At 71.9% G+C, this 20,166-nt stretch carries 19 protein-coding genes and 1 pseudogene; 2 read left to right on the top strand and 18 right to left on the bottom strand.

Features of this window, described 5'->3' with window-relative positions; translation table 11 throughout:
• Positions 1-7: 7 nt before the first annotated feature.
• From GA0115240_RS12745 to GA0115240_RS12675, 16 genes and pseudogenes are all read right to left on the bottom strand, one after another.
• Positions 8-1,030, bottom strand: coding sequence for an SIS domain-containing protein (locus GA0115240_RS12745; protein WP_093736797.1), 1,023 nt, complete (start codon positions 1,028-1,030; stop codon positions 8-10).
• Positions 1,027-2,145 carry a Gfo/Idh/MocA family protein gene (locus tag GA0115240_RS12740; protein WP_256069787.1) on the bottom strand — a complete coding sequence of 373 codons (1,119 nt, stop codon included), beginning with the start codon at positions 2,143-2,145 and terminating at the stop codon, positions 1,027-1,029. The genes GA0115240_RS12745 and GA0115240_RS12740 overlap by 4 nt, the downstream gene beginning before the upstream one ends.
• Entirely contained in the window at positions 2,142-2,894 is a 753-nt protein-coding gene (locus GA0115240_RS12735; protein WP_093736795.1) for a sugar phosphate isomerase/epimerase family protein, read from the bottom strand. The genes GA0115240_RS12740 and GA0115240_RS12735 overlap by 4 nt, the downstream gene beginning before the upstream one ends.
• A complete protein-coding gene (locus GA0115240_RS12730; RefSeq protein WP_093736794.1) occupies positions 2,891-4,918 on the bottom strand; it encodes a primary-amine oxidase in 2,028 nt (675 codons plus the stop codon). The genes GA0115240_RS12735 and GA0115240_RS12730 overlap by 4 nt, the downstream gene beginning before the upstream one ends.
• Positions 4,919-4,956: 38 nt before the next feature.
• Positions 4,957-5,745 carry a GntR family transcriptional regulator gene (locus tag GA0115240_RS12725; protein WP_093736793.1) on the bottom strand — a complete coding sequence of 263 codons (789 nt, stop codon included), beginning with the start codon at positions 5,743-5,745 and terminating at the stop codon, positions 4,957-4,959.
• Positions 5,742-6,782 (bottom strand): Gfo/Idh/MocA family protein, encoded by a 1,041-nt coding sequence (locus GA0115240_RS12720; RefSeq protein WP_093736792.1) that lies wholly within the window; start codon positions 6,780-6,782, stop codon positions 5,742-5,744. Before GA0115240_RS12720 ends, GA0115240_RS12725 begins: the two co-directional genes overlap by 4 nt.
• A gap of 153 nt (positions 6,783-6,935) precedes the next feature.
• Positions 6,936-7,907, bottom strand: coding sequence for an NAD-dependent epimerase/dehydratase family protein (locus GA0115240_RS12715; RefSeq protein ID WP_093736791.1), 972 nt, complete (start codon positions 7,905-7,907; stop codon positions 6,936-6,938).
• Positions 7,904-8,695 carry a sugar phosphate isomerase/epimerase family protein gene (locus GA0115240_RS12710; RefSeq protein ID WP_202451303.1) on the bottom strand — a complete coding sequence of 264 codons (792 nt, stop codon included), beginning with the start codon at positions 8,693-8,695 and terminating at the stop codon, positions 7,904-7,906. Before GA0115240_RS12710 ends, GA0115240_RS12715 begins: the two co-directional genes overlap by 4 nt.
• 52 nt (positions 8,696-8,747) lie before the next feature.
• Positions 8,748-9,422: a ThuA domain-containing protein gene (locus GA0115240_RS12705; RefSeq protein ID WP_093736790.1), complete on the bottom strand. Its 675-nt coding sequence runs from the start codon at positions 9,420-9,422 to the stop codon at positions 8,748-8,750.
• A 64-nt stretch (positions 9,423-9,486) separates the two neighbouring features.
• Positions 9,487-11,163: an ABC transporter substrate-binding protein gene (locus tag GA0115240_RS12700; protein ID WP_202451302.1), complete on the bottom strand. Its 1,677-nt coding sequence runs from the start codon at positions 11,161-11,163 to the stop codon at positions 9,487-9,489.
• A gap of 88 nt (positions 11,164-11,251) precedes the next feature.
• The gene (locus tag GA0115240_RS12695) at positions 11,252-12,337 is read right to left on the bottom strand and encodes an ABC transporter ATP-binding protein (RefSeq protein WP_093736788.1); all 1,086 of its coding nucleotides are present in this window, start codon (positions 12,335-12,337) and stop codon (positions 11,252-11,254) included.
• Positions 12,334-13,419: an ABC transporter ATP-binding protein gene (locus GA0115240_RS38050; RefSeq protein WP_256069790.1), complete on the bottom strand. Its 1,086-nt coding sequence runs from the start codon at positions 13,417-13,419 to the stop codon at positions 12,334-12,336. Before GA0115240_RS38050 ends, GA0115240_RS12695 begins: the two co-directional genes overlap by 4 nt.
• Before the next feature lie 51 nt (positions 13,420-13,470).
• A pseudogene (locus GA0115240_RS38045) lies at positions 13,471-14,391 on the bottom strand (ABC transporter permease); the annotation flags it as partial.
• Positions 14,392-14,394: 3 nt separating this feature from the next.
• The gene (locus GA0115240_RS12685) at positions 14,395-15,372 is read right to left on the bottom strand and encodes an ABC transporter permease (RefSeq protein ID WP_093736786.1); all 978 of its coding nucleotides are present in this window, start codon (positions 15,370-15,372) and stop codon (positions 14,395-14,397) included.
• Between the two features lie 3 nt (positions 15,373-15,375).
• The gene (locus tag GA0115240_RS12680; protein WP_161302180.1) at positions 15,376-16,011 is read right to left on the bottom strand and encodes a ThuA domain-containing protein; all 636 of its coding nucleotides are present in this window, start codon (positions 16,009-16,011) and stop codon (positions 15,376-15,378) included.
• A 98-nt stretch (positions 16,012-16,109) separates the two neighbouring features.
• The gene (locus tag GA0115240_RS12675; protein ID WP_093736784.1) at positions 16,110-17,213 is read right to left on the bottom strand and encodes a Gfo/Idh/MocA family protein; all 1,104 of its coding nucleotides are present in this window, start codon (positions 17,211-17,213) and stop codon (positions 16,110-16,112) included.
• A gap of 258 nt (positions 17,214-17,471) precedes the next feature.
• On the opposite strand from GA0115240_RS12675, the gene GA0115240_RS12670 reads away from it, so the two are divergent.
• A complete protein-coding gene (locus GA0115240_RS12670) occupies positions 17,472-18,416 on the top strand; it encodes a zinc-dependent alcohol dehydrogenase (RefSeq protein WP_093736783.1) in 945 nt (314 codons plus the stop codon).
• Between the two features lie 45 nt (positions 18,417-18,461).
• On the opposite strand, the gene GA0115240_RS12665 is transcribed toward GA0115240_RS12670, so the two are convergent.
• Complete coding sequence (locus GA0115240_RS12665) at positions 18,462-19,223, bottom strand: GntR family transcriptional regulator (protein ID WP_093736782.1); 762 nt, start codon at positions 19,221-19,223, stop codon at positions 18,462-18,464.
• 94 nt (positions 19,224-19,317) lie between these two features.
• A complete protein-coding gene (locus GA0115240_RS12660; RefSeq protein ID WP_093736781.1) occupies positions 19,318-19,776 on the bottom strand; it encodes a cupin domain-containing protein in 459 nt (152 codons plus the stop codon).
• Between the two features lie 207 nt (positions 19,777-19,983).
• Between GA0115240_RS12660 and GA0115240_RS12655 the strand changes: the two genes are divergently transcribed.
• Positions 19,984-20,166, top strand: a 183-nt coding sequence (locus GA0115240_RS12655) for a PAS domain-containing protein (RefSeq protein WP_141708815.1), incomplete at its 3' end; no start/stop codon positions are given.

The following is a 20,166-nucleotide window of genomic DNA, read 5'->3' as shown; positions in this document are numbered from 1 at the left end:
AGCACCCTCATACCGCGGGCCGTTCCGCGGTGACCTTGATGTCGGAGTTGTGGAACACGAACTCCTCGACCTGGACGCCGCGGACCTCGGCGACCGCCTCGACCAGGATCTGCGCCACCAGGATCTCGATGACGGCGCGCTGCGCGGCCGGCATCCGGGGCACCCGCACCGGGTGCAGCAGCGGGCCGTCCTCGACGGGTTCGCCGGTCACCAGGATCACCGGGTGGCCGGCCGCCGCCAGGGTGCCGGCCACCGCGTGCTCGCGGGCGTCACCGAAGACGACATGCACCCCGCCGCCGGCCGACTCCATCGCGCCGTGCAGGTACTGCCGGGTGCTCATGGCGGTCGACGGGATGCGGGCGACCTCGCGGAAGAGCAGGGCGCCGGCTTCCGCGGAGCCGACCGCCGGCCCGGCGCCGACGAAGTCGGCCGAGCCGGCGGAGGCGAACAGCGGCGCCAACGCCCGCACCTGCTCGGTCAGTTCCTTCTCCGCGGTGGCGAAGGCGGCACCGAGGCCGGCCCAGCCGCCGTCCACCGTGCCGCCGTCCCAGGCGTCGGCGAGCATGCCCAGCGCGGCGACGGTCGCGGTGAAGCCGATCGTCGAGGCGTAGCTGTCCGGGATGCTGCCCAGGTCGAGCAGGCCGGTGGCGGCCTCGGCGATCGGCGAGGGGATCATGTTGACCACCGCGTGCCGCAGCGCGGGGTCGACCGACTCCAGGACGGCGAGGGTCTCCGCGCTCCGGCCGCTCTGCGAGACGCCGAACACCGGGTGGCGGCTGACGGGGAACGGCAGCGGGTGGTCGCCCGCGCCGAGCCGCCAGGAGTGGATGCCCCGGCTGCGCAGCGACCAGACGGGGGCGCACGCCGCGGCCAGGCTGGCGCCGATGCCGACGAAGACCGGGCCGGGTCCCGACAGCCGGCCGGCCGCGGCCAGCGACCCCACCGATCCGCTCAGCCGGGCGATCGCGGCCCCCAGTTCCTCGGCCTGCGTGCTGCGGGCCGCGGCGTAGGCCAGGTAGCCCTCGCTCATGTCTGTTCCGTTCCGTCGTATGTGCGTGCGGTCGGATCCCAGTGCGGCGGGATCGGGAGGACGGGCGCGGTGGTGCTCTCCACCCGTACCGGCCCTCCGAGGTCGATCGACTCCTCGACACTGAGCATGATGTCGAGCACGTGGTAGGCCAACTCGCCGCTCGCGCGCGGCGGTCGGCCGGCCCGCACGGCGCGGGCCAGCTCCAGTACGCCGACCCCGCGACCGCTCGGCACACCGGCCGCGGGCACGGTGCGCCACGGGGAGTCGGGGGCGGTGCCGGTCAACAGCCTGCTGGGGCCGTCGAATCCGCTGACCGGCACCTCCAGCACACCGTCGGCGCCGCTGACTTCGAACAGCTGGCGGCGCAGCGCGGAGTCGAAGCTGTACACCGAGGTGCCCACCACCCCGGAGGCGAACTCGGTCACCACGCTGACGTGGGTGGGCACCTCGACGGGGAAGACCGTGCCGGCGTCCGGTCCGGAGCCGATGGTCCGCTCCGCGCGCGGGATCTGGCCGCGGGCGCTCACCGATGTGACCGGGCCGAGCAGCTGCACCAGCGCGGTGAGGTAGTACGGGCCGATGTCGAACAGCGGGCCGGCCCCCTTGGCGAACAGGAACTGCGGCCGCGGGTGCCACACATCGGGCCCGGGCCCCTGCATGAGGGTCAGTACGGTCCGGGGCGCGCCGATCGCGCCCTCGGCCAGCAGCCGGTGGGAGGTCTGGATGCCGGGGCCGAGCACGGTGTCGGGCGCGTTGCCCACCACCACGCCGGCCGCGTCGGCCGCGTCCAGGACGGCGCGGGCGCTCGCCCGGTCCAGCGCGAGCGGCTTCTCGCCCCAGACGTGCTTGCCGGCCGCGATCGCGGCCAGCGCGACCTCGGCGTGGGCGGCCGGGACGGTCAGATTGACCACGAGGTCGACGTCGTCGCGCGCCAGGACGTCGGCGGTGCTGCCCCAGCCCGCGACACCGTGGGCCTCGGCCTGCGCGCGGGCCCGCTCGGGCACCAGGTCGGCGACCGCGGTGACGGCCAGGTCGGGGTAGGCGGTGAGGGCGGTGAGGTACTGGCCGGAGATGTCGCCGGCGCCCACGACGGCGACCCGGGTGGGGGCGCTCACGCGTTCACCTGCCCGAGGAAGTAGGCGGCGTTGCGTTCGACCAGCGGCCATACGTCGCTGTGGTGGGCGACGACCTCGACCACGGGCAGTTCGACGGTGGCGGCGGTCAGGGCGAGTACCTCGCTCATCCGGCCGGCGGTGTCCACGCCGAGCACCGGGCGGTCGTTGCCCGGCTCCCGCTCGTGGACGACGTGCAGCAGCCGCAGCCGCTCGCCGAGCCGGGGGAGCAGCTCGAAGACGTCGGCGCCGCCGACGCCGGCCCAGTACACGTCGACTTCCAGGACGACGGCGGGGTCGAGCAGACGGACCAGCAGCTCGTAGGCCGGGACGCCGTCCACGGCCTGGGCGAACTCGAAGTCGTGGTTGTGGTAGCCGATCCGGATGCCGCGGGCGGCGGCCCGCTGGGCGGCGCCGTTGAGGGCGGCGGCGAGGCGTTCGACCCCGTCCCGGTCGGCGATGCCGCCCGGGTCGACGTACGGGGTGATGACGGTGCGGACGCCGAGGGCCTCGGCGGCGTCGAGCAGGGCGGTCTCGTCGTGCCGCAGCACGGAGGCGTGCGCGGTGTCCGCGCGCAGGCCGGCGCTTCGCAGCGCGGCGCCGAGTCCCGCGGTGTCGGTGAGGATGTCGTACGGTTCGGCGTGGGTGAAGCCGAGGGCCGCCAGGCGCGCGAGGGTGCGGCCGAGGTCGGCGGGTGCGATGTCGTCGCGCACGCTGTAGAGCTGGATGCCCAGCGGGTGTCCGGTCGTCATGCGCCGGCCTTTCCGTGGTCGTGGTGCCCGTGATGCCCGTCGTGGTGTTCGTGCTGCTCGTGCTGCTCGTGCTGTGCGCCGGGGTGGCAGTGGTCGCCGGTGGACGCCGGGATGTCCAGCGTCGGGTTGCGGTCGAAGAAGCCGTAGGGCTTGAGGACGAAGCCCGCCGAGTCGACCGGCATCACCGGCCAGTCCTCGGGGCGCGGGAAGTGGGTGAGCCCGAAGGTGTGCCACAGCACGATGTCGGCGTTGTCGACGTCGCGGTCGGCGGCGGTCCACTCGGGCAGTCCGGCGCCGCCGTTGTGCATGTTGACCAGGTCGCCGGCCGGGTAGTTCTCGTCCGGCGCGTAGGGCGTGACCCACAGGTGCCGGGTGGCGTAGGCGGCCCGGCGGTGGATGTCGGAGTCCGCGTCGGCCAGCAGCACCGGCTTGCCCTCGGGGTGCAGCATGTAGCCCACCGGGTTGCCGAACCGGTTGGTGACCGAGGGGTTCACCACCAGCCAGGAGCGGTTGCGGGTGTTGTCGGCCAGCCGCTGGGCGCCGGACTCGGTCCGCAGCCGGGTGACCGTCTGGGTGAATCCGGTGCCGGTGGGGTTGTCCGGTCCGCGCGGTACGGCCGCCGACTCCACCTCGTCCACGGCGTTGCCGCCGCCGTCGACGGACATGTCCAGCCGGGCGCTGAACAGGTGCTGGTGGTAGGGGGCGCCGAGGCCGGGGGCGAGTTCGGAGGCGAACGGGTAGCCGGGGCCGGGGTAGGCGGAGGTGAAGACGACACCGGTCGCCTTGACCTCCAGCTCGATGGCGCCGTCCAGCGAGAAGTACCAGTAGAAGCCGTAGTCGTAGTTGCCGACGGTGACGAAGAAGGAGACGACCAGGCGCCGGTTGCGGCGGGACTGCGAGGAGCCGTTCCAGTTGTCGTAGTGCTTCCAGAGGATGCCGGTGTCCTCCTCGTGGACGCAGATGGCCTGGGGTATGACGCGGACCTCGCCCGCGCTGTCGGCGAGCACCGCGTCGAGGTAGGTGATGTCGCCGACGCAGTCGCAGCCGAGTTCGAGGGAGTTGGCGAAGCCGCCGAGCAGGTACTCGCCGCAGTCGAAGAAGTTCTGGAACCAGCGCTGCGGGCTCGGGTCGCCGTAGGGGACCATCATCTCGGCCAGGGAGGCGCGGTAGACCACCGGGCGCTGCCGGCCGCCGTCGTCGATGCTGATGTTGTGCAGCACCAGGCCTTCGCGCTGGTCGAAGCCGACCTGCAGCTGCCAGCCGAGCCAGCTGATCACGCCGTCTTCGTCGATGGTGAAGCTGGGGCCCTGCGGCTGGGTGATCTCGATCGGCTTCAGTCCGGCGCGGGTCGGGCCGACCCAGGCCGGGTCGTGGAAGTTGCCGTCCTCGTCGGGCACCGGCAGGTCCGTGTAGTCGATGACGTCGAGCACCTCGCGCGTCACCACGTCCACCACCACGGTCACGCCGTCCACCGGGTGCGCCCAGCCGAGGTCGTCCGGGGTCTTCTGCACGAAGGTGAAGCAGCGCTGCAGGCGGCGGCCCGACTCGTGCTCGCCGGCCACGCCGGCCGACAGCGGGTTGACGCGCAGCCGGCTGAGGTCGGTCAGGCCGCGCTTGCGCATGGCGGCCAGCCAGCGCTCGTCGCGGTGCACGATCTCCTCGACGAGCGGGAATTCGGCCAGCACCACCGGGACATGGCCGTCGGTGGCGACATCGAGCTCCCGTGCGGTGACCACGCGGTCCTCGCCGGGGCAGACGACGGCGTCGTGCGACCGGCCGGTGCGCAGGTCGATCAGCATGACGCGGAAGCGCCGGGGCGCGATCGCGCCGGCCAGCAGTTCGCGCTTGTCCTGCTCGGCCAGGCCGAAGTAGGCGACATGGGTGTCCGGCCCGAGCAGGCCGTCGCGCCGCAGCAGCGCCCGGCACGCGGTGATCTCGTCGGGGCGCGGGGAGGCCAGGGCGCGGGCCAGGGCCGGCGTGCCGTACGCGCCGGCCCGGCCGGAGTCGCTGGTTGCTGTGGTCATGGGGGCTCCGCTTCTGCCGGGGGAGGGACGGTGCGGACTCATGCGCCCGCGTTCCGCATGAAGGAGGTGCGCAGGCGGTAGCGGTCGCCGGCGTAGCGGATCGCCGAGGAGAGCAGCGGGCGCTGGGCACGGTCGCGGACGATCTGCCGCATTTCGAGGACGGGGGTGCCGGCCGCGATGGCGAGGTGGCCGGCGAGCGCCGCGTCGGCGGGGCGCGCCTCGATGGTGGTCTCGGCCTGGGCGAGTTCGAAGCCGAGGTCGGACATGGTGTCGTAGAGCGAGCGGGTGGTGAAGTCGACCGCGTCGAAGCCGACGGCGATGTCGGCGGGGACGAGCGACTGGTCGACGGCGATCGGCACCCCGTCCAGCATGCGGACCCGCTCCAGGCGGTACAGCGCGGTGCCCGGGGCGATCTGGAACGCCTCGGCCTCGTCGAAGGTGGCCGGGCCGGCCTCGCGGCGCAGCACCACGGAGGTGGCCACCAGGCCCATCCGCCGGGCCGTTTCGGAGAACGACTCCAGGGTGTTGGGCCACTCCTTGCGCTCGGGGGCGGCGACGTACCAGCCGCGGCCCTGGGCGGCGCGCAGGACGCCTTCGTCGACCAGTGCGGTGAGCGCCTTGCGCAGGGTGACCCGGGAGATGCCGAGCATCTGGCACAGTTCCCGCTCGGGCGGCAGCCGGGAGCCGGGCTTGACCTCGCCGACCGCGATCCGGGTCTGCAGCGCGGCCTTGGCCTGCATCCACAGCGGTTCCGGGTAGGCACCGGTCAGGCCCGGCGGCGGTGCGGCCAGACCGGGGCGGTCGGCGCTGATGTGATCGGTGCTCATGCCGGGACCTGGACCCTTTCCCAGGTGCCCGAGCGCATGGACGTGTAGCAGGCGTCCAGTACCTGGTTGACGACCACGCCGTCCTCGAACGTCTCGCGGGGGGTGACGCCGCGGGCGAAGCAGTCCACGAAGTGCCGCATCTGCTGGCTGAACCCGTAGGCGCGGGCTTCCTCCGGCACCGGGTAGACCCAGCCGGTGTCGGCGTCGGCCTTCTCGACCAGGTAGCCGGCCGGGTGCTCGATGAAGCCCCACACCGGTGTCGCCGAGGTGTCGGTCACCAGGCGGCCGGCGCTGCCGACGAGTTCGTGCCGCAGCTGCATGCCGCCCTTCTCGATCCAGGACGACTCGACGGTGGCCAGCTGGCCGCCGGCGAACTTCAGCAGCGCGATCGCGGTGTCCTCACCGGTGGTCCGCTCGGCATGGGCCAAGGTGGCCCCCCAGGCGAACACCTCGGTGATCGGGTTGTCCTTGCCGAAGAAGTGGCGGGCCGACTCCACGGTGTGGCAGCCCATGTCGAGCAGCGCGCCGCCGCCGGCCGTCTCCGCGTCCCAGAAGTGCGGGGCGTGCGGGCCCGAGTGGGCCTCACGGGCCCGCAGGGTGAGCAGTTCGCCGATCGCGCCGGCGCTGACCATCTCGTGCGCCTTGGCGATGTTGGGCGAGAAGACCGAGCTCTCGGCGTAGCCGTGCCAGACGCCGGCCTCGCGGACCACCCGCAGGATCTGCGCCGCCTCGGCGCCGGTCCGGGCCAGCGGCTTGGTGCACACCACGCCCTTGCCGGCCGCCGCGACGGCCCGAACCGCCGCCAGGTGCGCCTCGTTGGGGACGGCGACCACCACCAGGTCGACGGCCGGATCGGCGCACAGCGCCGCCATGTCCTGGTAGGCGCGGGCGTCCGGCGCCCACTTGGCGGCCAGCGCCTCGGCGCGTGCCAGGTCGCGCGAGCAGGCGGCGACCAGCTCCGCGTTCCGTACGTCCTGGAGCGCGTCCGCGTAGGTGTCGCCGATGAACCCCGAACCTATGAGACCGACGCCGATCACGCGTTCCTCTTCTCTCGTCCCGCTGCGGCCGGAACCGGGCACGGCCCGGTCCGGACTCTCATGATAGCAAAGTGGTGTTGTAGTGGTATTGCATCGGTACGCTTGGTAAAGACCACGCCGGATCCCGATCGCGCCGGCCGCGCCCGGCCGGCATCAGTCCGCCAGCAGGGCGTCGAAAGCGCGGGACAGCTCGTGGTCGACCGTCCGGAGCTCCGGATGGGCGTCGTAGTGGGCCAGCGACTCCCGGGCGCCCTCGGCGAAGGACACCTCGGGGGCGAAACCCGGTACCAGGGACCGCAGTTTGCTGGTGTCGAACAGCATCGAGTGCCGGAAGTCGTGCTCCAGCACCTCCGCCCAGCCCGGTACGTGCTCGGCGATCGACTCGCTGGCCCGGTGCCGCAGCAGCGGGTCGCGCACCCCGGCCGCGGCGGCCAGCGTCAGATGGATCTGGTCCCAGGTGAGGATGTCGCCACTGACCACATTGACGCTCTCGCCCACCGCGTGGCCCGGGCCCAGCAAAGGCACCAGGGCCCGCGCGAAGTCCCGCGCGTGCATCAGGGACCACAGCGAGGTGCCGTCACCGTGCACCACCACCGGCCGGCCCGCGCGCATCCGCTCGATCGCGGTCCACCCGGCGAGGACCGGGATCACCGTGCGGTCGTAGACGTGCGAGGGCCGCACGATCGTCAGCGGGAAGTCGCCCGTGCGGTGGGCGTCCTCCAGCAGCAGCTCGCAGGCGATCTTGTCGCGCGGGTAGCCGAAGACCGGCTGGCGGCGCGGACTGGACTCGGTGATCGGCAGCTGCGGCACCGGCCGGCCGAAGACCGAGCAGGTGCTGATGAAGACGTACTGCCCGGCCCGGCCGGTGAACAGCTCCGGGTGGGAGCGCACGTCGTCGGGCGTGAAGCCGACCCAGTTGACCACCGCGTCGAACTCCGCGCCGCCGAGCACCGCCCCGAGCGCCGCCGGGTCGCGCACGTCGGCGCGCAGCGCCCGTACCCCCTCGGCCGGCGGCCTGCCGGGCTCGGAGCGCGTCACCACGGTGACCTCCGCGCCCCGGGCGGCGGCCTCGGCCGCCGCCGCCGAACCGATCATCCCGGCACCGCCGAGGAACAGCACCCTCATGCCCGCTCCTCGATCGGCGCCGGGACGTGCGCACCGCGGGACAGCCCGCGGCCGACCAGGTGGTCGTAGGAGCGCCGCAGCGCCTCGAAGGTGTCGATGTGCAGCCGCTCCAGCTCGACGATGTGCCAGCGCAGCCCCGACGGCGTGGCCAGGGTGCGGGCCCAGTCGATCCGGCCCTCCCCGATCGGCACCATCACGTCGTCCTCGTAGCTCACCGCGGGACCGTCCTTGACGTGCACCAGGCGCACCCGGTCGCCGAGCCGCGCCAGCACCTCGGCCGGGTCGGCGCCGCCCATCTGCGCCCAGTAGGCGTCGAGTTCGACCAGCACCCGGTCGTCCAGCAGCTCCAGCAGCAGGTCGTACGCCTGCCGGCCGGCGAAGCGCTGCGAGAACTCGGCGTAGTGGTTGTGGTAGGCGATGCGCATGCCCCGGGCGGCGGCGCGCTCGGCGGCCTCGTTGACCCGCTCGACGCCCCGCCGGATCGCGTCCGGCGAGTCGAACTCCTCGCGCTCCATGCTCCACACCAGGATGCCGGCGCCCAGCTCCTCATTGCGGTCGAGCAGTTCCTCCGCGTCGGGCCCGGCCGGGAACGGGGTGTGCGCGCTGGTCAGGGTGAGTCCGGCGCCGGCGACGGCGTCCCGGACCCGGGCCGGCCCGAAGTGCTCGACCAGGCCGTAGGTCTCGATGCCCAGGTAGCCCATGGCCGCCAGCCGGGCCAGCGTGCCCTCCAGGTCGGCCCGCGCCTGGTCGAGCACGGTGTACATCATGACGCCGATGCCGGCTGCCATGGTCGCTCCTTCCGCCGGCCCCGAAGGGCCGGCACTCGCCGGACCGGTCGCGTCAGTCACGGCCGGCCGCCCACAGCAGGGCCTGGCGGACCAGCCGGCGTACCGGCGGCTCGCCCCACGACCGCATGTCGTGACCGAGGGCCAGGTACACCACGCGCCCCGCACCGACCTCCCGGGCGTACAGCACCGGGATGACGGCGCCGTCCGCCCGGTGCCGCTGCGCCAGGACCGTCACCTCCTCGTCCGCCAGCTCGAACTCGTAGTACTCGTCGAAGAGGTCGAAGTCGCTCACCCCGCTGGTGATCGGGTGGTCGGCGACGATCTCGATGGTGTGCCGCCCCTCGTGGTGGCCGGGGCCGTGCGAGAGGTAGCGGTTGCCGAGCAGTTCGAACAGCGGGCGGTCGGCGGGGTCCAGGCCGTCGCCCCGCCAGCCCAGGATGTTGGCGCCGTGCACCCCGACCAGCCCCTTGCCGGCCCGTACCGCGTCGGCCAGCGCCTGCTGCTGGTCGGTCGCGAAGTGGCCGCCCGCGGTGTAGAAGAGGTAGACGTCCGCCTCGGCCGTCTCGGGCCGCGGATCGACGAAGCGGCTGGTTCCCATCGCCTTCCGGGTGGCGAACCCGGCCTCGACGCCCAGCTGCTGGAAGACTCCGGCGGCGCTGAGCAGATCGTGGTGGATGTCGTCGCCGTTCACGACGACCATGGCTCTCGGCGTCGAGAGGTAGGACATGGCTCTCCTCGCAGGGGGGCGTACAACAGGGGGCTGGATCGGGGGGCGCCCGGCGCCCGGGCGCTCAGACCGGCTTCAGCCGCAGCGCGACGACGGGGTTGGGCACCGGACTGAAGTAGGGGTTCTGCGGCGTGGGGAATCCGGTGGCCTTCGCGGTGCTCCAGTTGCCGTAGCTGCCCCAGTAGAACATCGGGATCCACGGCAGGTTGTCGACGAAGATCTTCTCGATGCCGTCGATGATCTGCTGCCGCTGGGCGTCGGTGGTGGCCGTCGGATACTCCTTGAACAGCTGCGCCGCCTCCGCGTTCTGGAAGCGCTCGATGTTCTGGAAGGTCGGCGTGGCCTTGCCGATCGGGTAGTAGAGGTTCGGGTTGATCGTGTCGTTGTAGTACGAGAAGGCGCGCGGCGCGGAGTTGACCGGGTAGCCCATCGTCGAGTCGAAGTCGCCCTTGGCCGTCAGCGTGTTGATGTCGTTGACGGTGGTGGTGTCGACGGTGAGCTTGATGCCGATGTCCTTGAGCTGCGAGACCAGCACCTGCACCCGGGCGGCGATGTCGGTGTACGCCGACGGGAAGCTGATCGAGAACTGGACCCGCTTGCCGCCCTTCTGGTAGTAGCCGTCGCCGCCCTTGGTGTAGCCGGCCGCCTCCAGGGTCTGCTTGGCCTTCGCCACGTCCTGGGTGAAGTCGACGCCCTGGTACTGCGGCGCCACCGACGCGGTGTAGGCGGGCATCGGCAGACCGACGACGCTGGTGGCGGGCGGCGAGTCGGTGGCCGCGCCGACCTGCTTGCGGTTCACCCCCAGGCTGATGGCCTGCCGGACCGCCAGGTCGCTCAGCGGCCAGCGCTCCAGGTTGGGGATCAGGCCGTCGGTGCCCGCCAGCGGGGCCCAGTAGTTGTTGTTCTTGCTGCGGCTGAGGTACGTCTTGTCGGCGTTGGCGATGTACGTGCCGCCCCAGTCCGCCTGGCCCTGGACGAGCGCGTTGGTCATGCTCTCGTTGTCCTTGTAGGCCACGAACCGCAGTGCCTTGATCTGCGCCTTCGGCTGCCAGTAGTCCTCGTTGCGGATCAGCAGGAAGCTCTGCGCGGAGAACTGGCTGAGCTTGAACGGGCCGGTGCCGACCGGGTTGTCGTCGGTGTACTTCGTCGGGTCCTTGACCTTGGACCATATGTGCTGCGACACGATCGGGGCGGACACGATGTTGGTGAAGAACTGCTCGGACGGGGCCGGGAAGGTGAAGACCACCTGGGTGGGGCTGGGGGCGGTGACGCCGGTGAACTCCACGCCCAGCAGGTTCAGCCCGGCGTTCTTCTTCAGCATGGTGTAGGTGAACACCACGTCGTCGGCGGAGAACGGCTGGCCGTCGGTCCACTTCACCCCCGACTGCAGGTCCAAGGTGAGCGTCTTGTTGCCGTCCGACCAGCGCCACGCCTTGGCGAGCCACGGGATGTCGTGCCCGATGTCGACGGTGTTGATCTGCACCAGCGGCTCGTAGATGAAGCCGCCCGACCCCTGGGGGGTGTAGGTCAGGCCCTGCGCGGTGTTGGCCAGGAACGGGTTGAACACCTTGGTCAGGTTGTCGGACTGGCCGGCCACCGTGAGGGTCCCGGCGCCGCCGGCCGAGCCGCCCGAGCCCGGGCCGCAGCCGTAGAGGGCGAGAGTGCCCGCGCCGGCCAGGGCGGTGGCGAGAACGCCGCGTCTCGTCATGCCTGACGCGATCGGCGACTTCGAAGTTGTCACGTCGTCTGCTCCTTGTGAGTAGGGACAGCGGGGGAGGAGAGCGGGAGAAGGGAGTCGGGCGCCGCCGGAAGGCCTCCGGCGGGCCGGGTCAGGACGCGGGGGCGGTCAGGCCCGCGACGGCCTCGGCGTTGTCCGCCCGCTTGGCGCGGGCCTCCGGGTCGTCGGCGTACAGCCAGCACCGGGCGGTGTGGCCGGCGGAGATCTCGAACGGAGGCGGGGCGTCGGCCGCGCACCGCGCCATGGCGAACGGGCAGCGCGGGTGGAACCGGCAGCCGGCCGGCGGGTCGATGAGGCTGGGCGGCTGCCCGATGTCCCGCACCCGGTCGGCGCCGGCCCGCGACGGGTCGGGCGCCGAGGCGATCAGCAGCTGGGTGTACGGGTGCGCGGCCTGCTGGGTGACCGCCTCCGACGGCCCCTGCTCCACCACCTGCCCGGCGTACATCACCGCCGTGTCGGCCGCGAAGTAGCGGGCGGAGGCGATGTCGTGGGTGACGTAGAGCATCGCCGCGTTGCGGTCCTCGGTCAGGTGGCGCAGCAGGTTGAGGATGCCCAGCCGGATGGAGACGTCGAGGCTGGAGACCGGCTCGTCGGCGAGGAACACCTCGGGGTCGGCGGCCAGCGCGCGGGCGATGGACAGCCGCTGCAACTGCCCGCCGGACAGTTCGTGCGGGTACTTCTCGGTGAACTGCCGCGGCGGCACCAGGTTGATCTGCGTCAGCAGGTCGTCGATGACGGCGCCGCGCTCCTTGGCGCTCTTGCCCGGGTGGTGCAGGGCGACCGCCCGGCGCAGCGTCCCGGCGATGGACGCGACCGGGTTGAAGGACGAGAACGGGTCCTGCAGGATCAGCTGGACGGTGCGCACGTGCTCCCGGAACGCCTTGCCGCGCAGGGCCCGCACCGGCTTGCCGTGCAGCCGTATCTCGCCGCCGGTGAGCGGGTGGAGCTGGGCGAGCAGCCGGGCCAGCGTCGACTTGCCGGAACCGGACTCGCCGACCAGCGCGGTGATGCGGCCCGCGTACAGGTCCAGCGACACGTCCTCCACCGCGTGCACCACCCGCTTGGCCCCGCCGCGCCGGGGCAGGCCGCCGCGTACCGCGAAGTGCTTGGTCACGTGCACGGCCTGCAGCACCGGTTCGTCCCCGGCGGCCGTCCGGCCCGTCGTCTGGTCACTCATCGGGTCTCACCTGTCGCCAGTTCGTCGGTGCTGTTCCCGGCGGCCCGGCCGGCCGGGTCGTGCAGCAGGCAGGCCGCCTGCGAGAGTCCGCCGCCGGGCCCCTGGATCTGGAAGAGCGGCGGCACCGTGTCCGCGCACGCGTCGAAGGCCAGCGGGCAGCGCGGCCGGAAGGAGCAGCCGCTGGGGAGCTTGCGCAGGTCGGGCGGCGAGCCGACGATGCCGGTCAGCTCCCGCTTGGCCCCGCCCAGGGTGGGGAAGGAGGCCAGCAGCCCGCGGCTGTAGGGATGCTGCGGCCTGCGGTAGAAGTCGTCGGCCGACGCCTGCTCCACGATCTTGCCGCCGTACATCACCGCGATGGTGTCCGACAGCTCGATCAGCAGCGACAGGTCGTGGGTGATGAACACCACCGAGAAGCCCAGCCGGTCCTTCAGCTCCATGATCTTCTCGATGATCTGCCGCTGGATCACCACGTCGAGCGCGGTGGTCGGCTCGTCCATCACGATGATCTCGGGATCCAGGGCCAGGCCGACGGCGATCATCGCGCGCTGCCGCATGCCGCCGGACAGTTCGTGCGGATAGGAGTTGGCCCGGTCGGCGGGGATGCCGACGATGCCCAGCAGTTCGATCACCCGGGCGGCGCGCTGCTGGCCGTTCATCGCCGGCCGGTGGGCGACGATGACGTCCTCGATCTGGGCGCCGATCCGCAGGATCGGGTTGAGCGCGTGCATCGCCGACTGGAAGACGATGGACAACTCCTCCCAGCGGAAGGCGCGCAGCTCGTGCTCGTCCAGGGAGAGCACGTCCACCGTGCTGCCGTCCGGCCGGGTGTAGAGCACCTGGCCCTGCGAGATCTCGGCCGGCGGCTTGTGCAGCCGGGTGATGGCGTAGGCCAGCGTCGACTTGCCCGAACCGGACTCGCCGGCGATGCCCAGCACCTCGCCGCGCCGCAGGGTGAACGACACGTCGCTGACCGCCGGGGTGCGCCCGCCGCCGCCGACGTAGTCCACCTTGAGGTGGCGCACGTCGAGGATGACGTCGGTGCTGCCGGGGGTGAACGGCGCGCTCGCCGGGCGTTCGGCCACCGGGCCGCGCTTCCTCGGCGCCCGCGGCCGGCGCGCGGAGACCTGGGCGCGCTGGGCCTTCTTGGTGCCGATGCCGGCCTGCCGCAGCCGCGGGTTGATGAACTCGTCGATGCCGAAGTTCACCAGCGACAGCGCGGTGCCGAGCACGGCGATCGCCAGACCGGCCGGTACGAACCACCACCAGGCCCCGGTCAGCAGCGCGCTGCCGGTCTGCGCCCAGTACAGGATCGTCCCCCACGACCACTGGGTGACGTCGGCCAGGCCGAGGAACGCCAGGCTGGCCTGGGTGAGGATGGCGAAGATGACGGTGCCCAGGAACGACGCGGCGATGACCGCGACCTGGTTCGGCAGGATGTCCTTGAGGATGATCCGCCAGGTCGTCTCGCCGGTGGCCCGGGCCGCTTCCACGAAGTCCCGTTTGCGCAGCGACAGGGTCTGCGCCCGCAGCACCCGGGCGCCCCACGCCCAGCCGGTGACGGTGATGACGAGGATGATGCCCAGCGAGCCGCTGTGCGGCAGGTAGGCGGCCAGGATGATGGTCAGCGGCAGGCTGGGCAGCACCAGGAAGACGTTGGCCAGCAGCGACAGCACCTCGTCGCCGATCCCGCCCACATAGCCGGCCGTGACGCCGACCAGCACCGACAGCACCGTGGTCAGCACGGCGGCGCCGAGGCCGACCAGCATCGAGGCCCGGGCCCCGTACAGCATCTGGGACAAGATGTCCTGGCCGTTCTGCGTGGTGCCCAGCCAGTGCGAGCCGGACGGCGCGGCCAGCGCGGTGTCGCTGACGGCGGAGGGGTCGTACGGCGAGATCCACGGGGCGATCACGGCCAGCACGATGAAGACGAGGGTGATCACCAGACCGGTGAGGGTCAGCGGGGAGCGCAGCAGGCGCAACCAGAGGCGAGCGGGCCCCTCGGAGGTCTCCGGGACCGTGTCCGGCTCGGCGAGGGCGGTGGCTTGCAGGGCCATGGATCAGCTCTCCCTTGTCCTCGGGTCGAGGAACACGTACGCGATGTCCGCGACCAGGTTGGCGATCAGCACCAGCACGGTGATGAGCAGGAAGATCGCCGACATCAGCGGGTAGTCGGCGGCCTGGGCGGCTTTGAACAGGACGGACCCGATGCCCGGGTAGTTGAAGACCACTTCGGTGACGATGGAGCCGCCGACAACGAAGCCCAGCGACATCGCGAAGCCCGACAAGGAGGGCAGCATCGCGTTGCGCGCGGCGTAGGTGTACATCACCCGGCGCTTGGACAGGCCCTTGGCCTCGGCGAGCCGGACGTAGTCCTCGCTGAGCGTGGTCACCATCATGTTGCGCATGCCGATCAGCCAGCCGCCGATGGAGGCGACGGTGATGGTGGCGGCCGGTAGCAGGGCGTAGTTGATCGCGCTGCCGATGAACCCGCTGTTGAACCCGATGGTCTGGTCGATGGCGTAACCGCCGGACAGCGGGAACCACTTCAGGGTGATCGCGAAGACGTAGACGATGATGATCGCGAACCAGAAGTACGGGATGGACGACAGGAAGGTGGTGATCGGCACCAGCGTCGAGTCCAGCCAGGAGCCGCGTTTCCAGCCGGCCAGCATGCCCAGTCCGGTGCCGATCACGAAGCCCAGCACGGTGCACAGGGTGACCAGGATCAGCGTCCAGTACATGCTCTGCCCGAGGACGGTGCTGACCTTCGACGGGTAGTAGGCGTAGGAGATGCCGAAGTTGCCGGTGAACACGCTGTGCCAGTAACTGACGTACTGCTGCCAGAGGTTCTGGTTCGACTGGCCGAACAGCACCCGCAGCGCGTGCACCGCGGCCGGGCTGAGCTTCCCGTGGAACTGGTTGATCAGGTTGTCGGCCGGATTGCCCGGCATGATCCTCGGGATCAGGAAGTTGAGGCTGATCGCCGCCCAGGCGGTGAGCAGGTAGAAGGCGACCTTCCGCAGAAGTGTGCGCACGGGTCACTCCCCTTCACGATCGGGACGACAGGCCCAGCGGGCCGCGCGTCGGACGAGCCGGCGCACGGCGGGCTCCCCCCAGATCCGCATGTCGTGGCCCAGCTGGATGTAGCAGACCCGGCCGTTTCCGTACCGGCGTACGTGCACCAGCGGCTCGGGGCCGGCCTCGGTCTCGCGCCAGGCGATGACCCGCACGTCGGGGGCGGTGGCGAGCCGGTAGTGCTCGTGGGTCACCTCGAAGGGCGCGATGTCCGCCGTCACCTCGTGCCCGGCGTCCGTCCGCACCTCGAACCGGCTCTCGTGCGGCGGCGGTCCGTGGGACACGTAGCGGCTGCCGATCAGCTCGGCGAGCAGCCGGTCCGCCTCGTCCAACTGGTCGGGCGGCGAGGCGAGCACCGTGGTGGAGTGCAGGGCGACCAGGCCGCAGCCGTCGCGGACCGCCCGGGCCAGCCCCGCGCGCTGCTGGGCGGTGAAGCGGCCCAGCGCGGTGTAGAGGACGATCACGTCCGCCTCGGCCGCGCCGTCCAGGGGAGCGGTCCCCAGGCTCGTGCGGGTCGCGAAGCCCTCACCGGTCAGCTCGCTCTGCAGCGTGGAGGCCGCGGTGAACAGGTCCTCGTGGACGTCGTCGCCGCTGATCACGGCGAGCGCGGTGGACCCGCCGACGGGGGCGTGGGCGAAGGGGTACGGGGCATCGGGGACATGGCGGGGCTGGGGATATCCGCATGCGGCGGCTCGATTCAGTAAGTGGAGCGCAGTTCGCCGGTAGGGCTCCAGTAGCCCTCCGCTCGCCCGCTGATCAGGGCGTTGTCCAGCCGGTCCAGGGGCAGCGGCACCCGCCGCCGGGACCGGCTGCTCTCATAGGTGGCGAAGACCAGTTCGGCGCCGCGCAGCCCGTACTCGGCGTGCAGGGCCGGCCGCCGGCCGGTCCGCAGCGACGCGACGAGGTCGCGGATCGCCTCGGCGGTGCCGGCCGTGATCGCCGGGTCCACGCCGCGGTCCCAGTGGCGGACGTCGGTGTCGAACGGCGAGGTGTGCACCAGGTCGTCCTTGCCGAAGCGGCGCAGCAGGCCGCGGGCGCCGCGCAGATCGGCCCGTCCCCGGGTGCCCTGGACGATCAGTCCGAGGTCGTTCTCCAGGTTGAGCACGGAGGTGTGCGGCTCGCGCCCGGTGGAGACGACCGCCCGCACCCCGTCCGCCCACCCGATCTGGGTCAGCGAGGCGGTTTCGGTGAACACGCCGTAGACATAGCGGTCGACGGACGCGTCGATCTGGCCCAGCACCCACTGCGGGGCGGCGTCCTGCCGGTGGAACAGGACGAGGTCGAGGATGTGGGTGCCCCAGTCGAACAGATTCGGGCAGTAGCCCTCGATGGTCACCACGTCGCCGATCTCGCCCTGCGCGATCCACTCCCGGGCCTGGCGCTGCACGGGGTCGAAGCGGCGCTGGAGGTTGAAGGTGAGCTGCACCCCGGCGTCGGCGGCGGTGGCCGCCATCTCCAGGGCCTCGCCGTAGCTGAGGGCGATCGGCTTCTCGCAGTGCACCGCCCGGGCGCCGGCCGCGACGGCCGCCTTCACCACCTCGGGGTGGAGCGCGGGCGGGGTGCAGACGCTGACGATGTCCGGCCGCGCCGCCGCGAGCAGTTCGCGGTAGTCGCGGTGGACGCCGGGCACTTCCAGCTCCGCGGCCAGGCTCTCGGCGGACCGCTGGTCGACGTCCGCGAGCGCGGTCAGGGCCACCCCGGGGGCGGCGAGATACCCCAGGGCGTGGACCCGTCCCTGTGAACCCGCTCCGATGACCACCGCCGAGAGTTCGTCCCCGGCTGTATCCGCTGCGTCTTCCATGGCTGTCTCCTCCTCCCCAGGTCCAGCTGATGGTGTGCCAAATGCATACCACTTGCCGACATCTTAATACGAACAGCGGTCCTGTCTAGAGGTGGAGCGGTAGGTAACGCGGCGGAAATTCGCCCTTCTATCAGGTACTTCTCCTGCAAAAAGGGACATTCTGGATGGACGGATCCAGCCAATGGTCGACCGCACCAGGGCTTACCACTTAGAACCAGATGACTACACTGACCCGCACCACTAGGACAGGAGACCCGTATGAAGATCAGTCAGCTGGTCGGCCCGCGCACCTCGGAAGTCGTCACCGCGGACGACCCGGTCCCGGGCGCCGGGCAGGTACTGGTGGAGGTGGTGGCCAGCGGCGTGTGCACCTCGGACGTCGGAGCGTGGCTCAGCCATGACGCGGCCGCCTCCCCGCTGCGGCTCGGCCACGAGATGGTGGGCCGGGTCGCGGCGACCGGCCGCGACGCGGGGCGCTGGCAGCCGGGCGACCTGGTGACCGGGCTGGGCGGCGAGGGATTCGCGACCCTGGCGGTGATGGACGCCAACGCCGTCCTGCCGGTGCCGGCCGGTATCGAGCCGGCGCACGCCATCGGCGAGCCGGTCGCCGACCTGGAGGAGGCCCTGTCCCGTACCGGCATCCGCGCGGGCGACCGGGTGGCCGTGGTCGGGCTCGGCTTCATGGGGCTCGGACTGGTCCAGCTCGCCAAGCGGCACGCGCCCGGCCTGCTGGTCGGCGTCGACCCCGACCCGGCCCGCCGCCGGCGCGCGCTCGCCCTCGGCGCCGACCTGGTCTTCGCCCCCGACGAACTGCCCGAGGAGTACCGCACCGACACCGGCCGGGCCACCGACGCCCGGCTGGCGATCGTGCTGGAGGCCACCGGGGCGACCGGCGGGCTGAAGACGGCCGGCAGCCTCGTCCGCCCGTTCGGCACGCTGTGCGTGGTGGGCTACCACCACACCGGCGACGCGATGATGGACATGGACCTCTGGTACAAGGCCGTCACCGTCGTCAACGGCTTCTGCCCGGACCGCACCCGGGTGGTCGCCGCGATGCGCGACGCGCTGGGCCTGATAGCCGAGCGGCGCTTCAGCTACGCGCCGCTGATCACCCACCGCTTCGCACTGGACGAGGTGGACGAGGCCTTCCGCACCATGACCGAGGCCGGGCCGGACTTCGTCAAGGGCGTGCTGCTGCTCTGACCCCGGCCGGCGGGCCCGGTCCGACCCGGCCTCGGCCGGACCGGGTCAGTCGTGCGACCGGGAGAACGAGGTCCGCAGCCGGTAGCGGTCGCCCGCGTACCGGATGGTGGACACGAACAGCGGCTCCTGCTGCGCGCTCAGGGCGACTTGGCGCATGACGAGCACCGGGTCGCCGGCTGCCAGGTCGAGGTGCCCGGCCACCCGCTCGTCGGCCTTGGTGGCCTCGATGGTGCTGTCCGCGCGGACCGGTTCGATGCCGGCCGCGGAGAGCGTCGAGTACAGCGACCGGACCCGGAAGTCGACGCTGTCGATCCCCGGTACCAGCGCGGACCGCAGGCGGGTCAGGTCGAGCGCTATCGGCACGCCCTCCAGCAGCCGCACCCGCTCCAGCCGGAACAGCGACGTCCCCGGCGCGATGCCCAGTTGCTCCGCCTCGTCGATGGTGGCCGGGGTCGCCTCGGCCCGCAGCACCGTCGAATGCGGTTCGAGCCCCATCCGGGCCGCGGTCTCGCTGAACGACTCCAGGCTGTTGGGCCACTCCTTCTTCTGCGTGCTCTTCGCGACGTACCAGCCGCGCCCGTGCGAGGGGCTCAGCACGCCGGCCTCGACCAGGCTGCCGAGCGCCTTGCGCAGTGTCACCCGGCTGATGCCCAGTTGCCGGCACAGCTCGCGCTCGGGCGGCAGCCGCCCGCCCGGCCGCAGCACACCGCGGTCGATCTCCCCGCGGATCACATTGACCGCCTGGATCCACAACGGCTCCGGGTACCCGGGCAGTACGGTGCCCGAAACCCCGGGAGAGTCATTCATACGGTGTGAGGCCCCCTGGTGGTCCGCTCGGTCGAACAGCGCGGATCACCTTAGCTTCACCCGCGGCCCGCTGGCCACACGGCGCCGCCGGGGGTCAGGCGAAGTCGGTCGCCGGTGTGGTGGCGTAACGGCCCATCACCTCGGCGGTGGCCTCCTCGGTGACCGCCCGGCCGTCCGCGAAGGTGTCCCGCAGGTCCTGGAAGTACCGCACATAGAGATCCGGGGTGAAGGTGTTGATCATGACGAGCGGCTCGGGCCCGGGATTGGCGAAGGTGTGCGGGGCCCCGGGCGGCACCATCACCAGCGTGCCGCTGGGCGCGTCGTGGTCGGTGTGCCCGACGGTGAAGCGGGCGGTGCCGGACACCACGTAGAAGCCCTCGTCGTGTTCGGCGTGCCGGTGCTGGGGCGGGCCGGCGCTGTGCGGGGCCAGCGTGATCTCGCCGATCCCGAGGCGGTGTCCGGTCGTGCCGCCGTCCTCCAGGACGCGTATCCGGGCCGGGCCCAGTTCGATCACCTCGCCGCCGTTCGGGGCGACGATCGAGACGTCGGTCATGGTCGACTCCTTTGTGAGAGTGTGCTCTCATAACCGTAGTCGACTTGCGCCATGCCGTGCAAGCTTCAGCGCTGACGCTGTGTCGGCGAGCCGATGCCGCATCGCGCGTGAGAGGTTGGCTGTCTGCCGCCGGAACCGGGTGCGGAGGAAGGACAACGGCATGAGCGCAGGTCGTGAGGGCAGGGCGGCAGCCGCGGCGGCGGTGTGATGATCAATCCCGACGAGGTACTGATCGGCCGGGGACCCGGTGACGACGAGCCGGTCGGTGCGGCCCTGGCGGTGATCGACGCCGAGGGCACGGTGACCGGCTGGACCACCGACGCCCAGCGGCTGCTCGGCTACCGCGCCGCGGAGACGGTGGGCCGGCCCGCGGTCGCCCTGCTGGCAGCC

It is taken from the genome of Streptomyces sp. DvalAA-14 (assembly GCF_900091855.1).
Classification (GTDB): Bacteria; Actinomycetota; Actinomycetes; order Streptomycetales; family Streptomycetaceae; genus Actinacidiphila.
The sequence above is the reverse complement of the archived record's forward strand: the minus strand, read 5'-3'. Positions and strand labels throughout refer to the sequence as shown.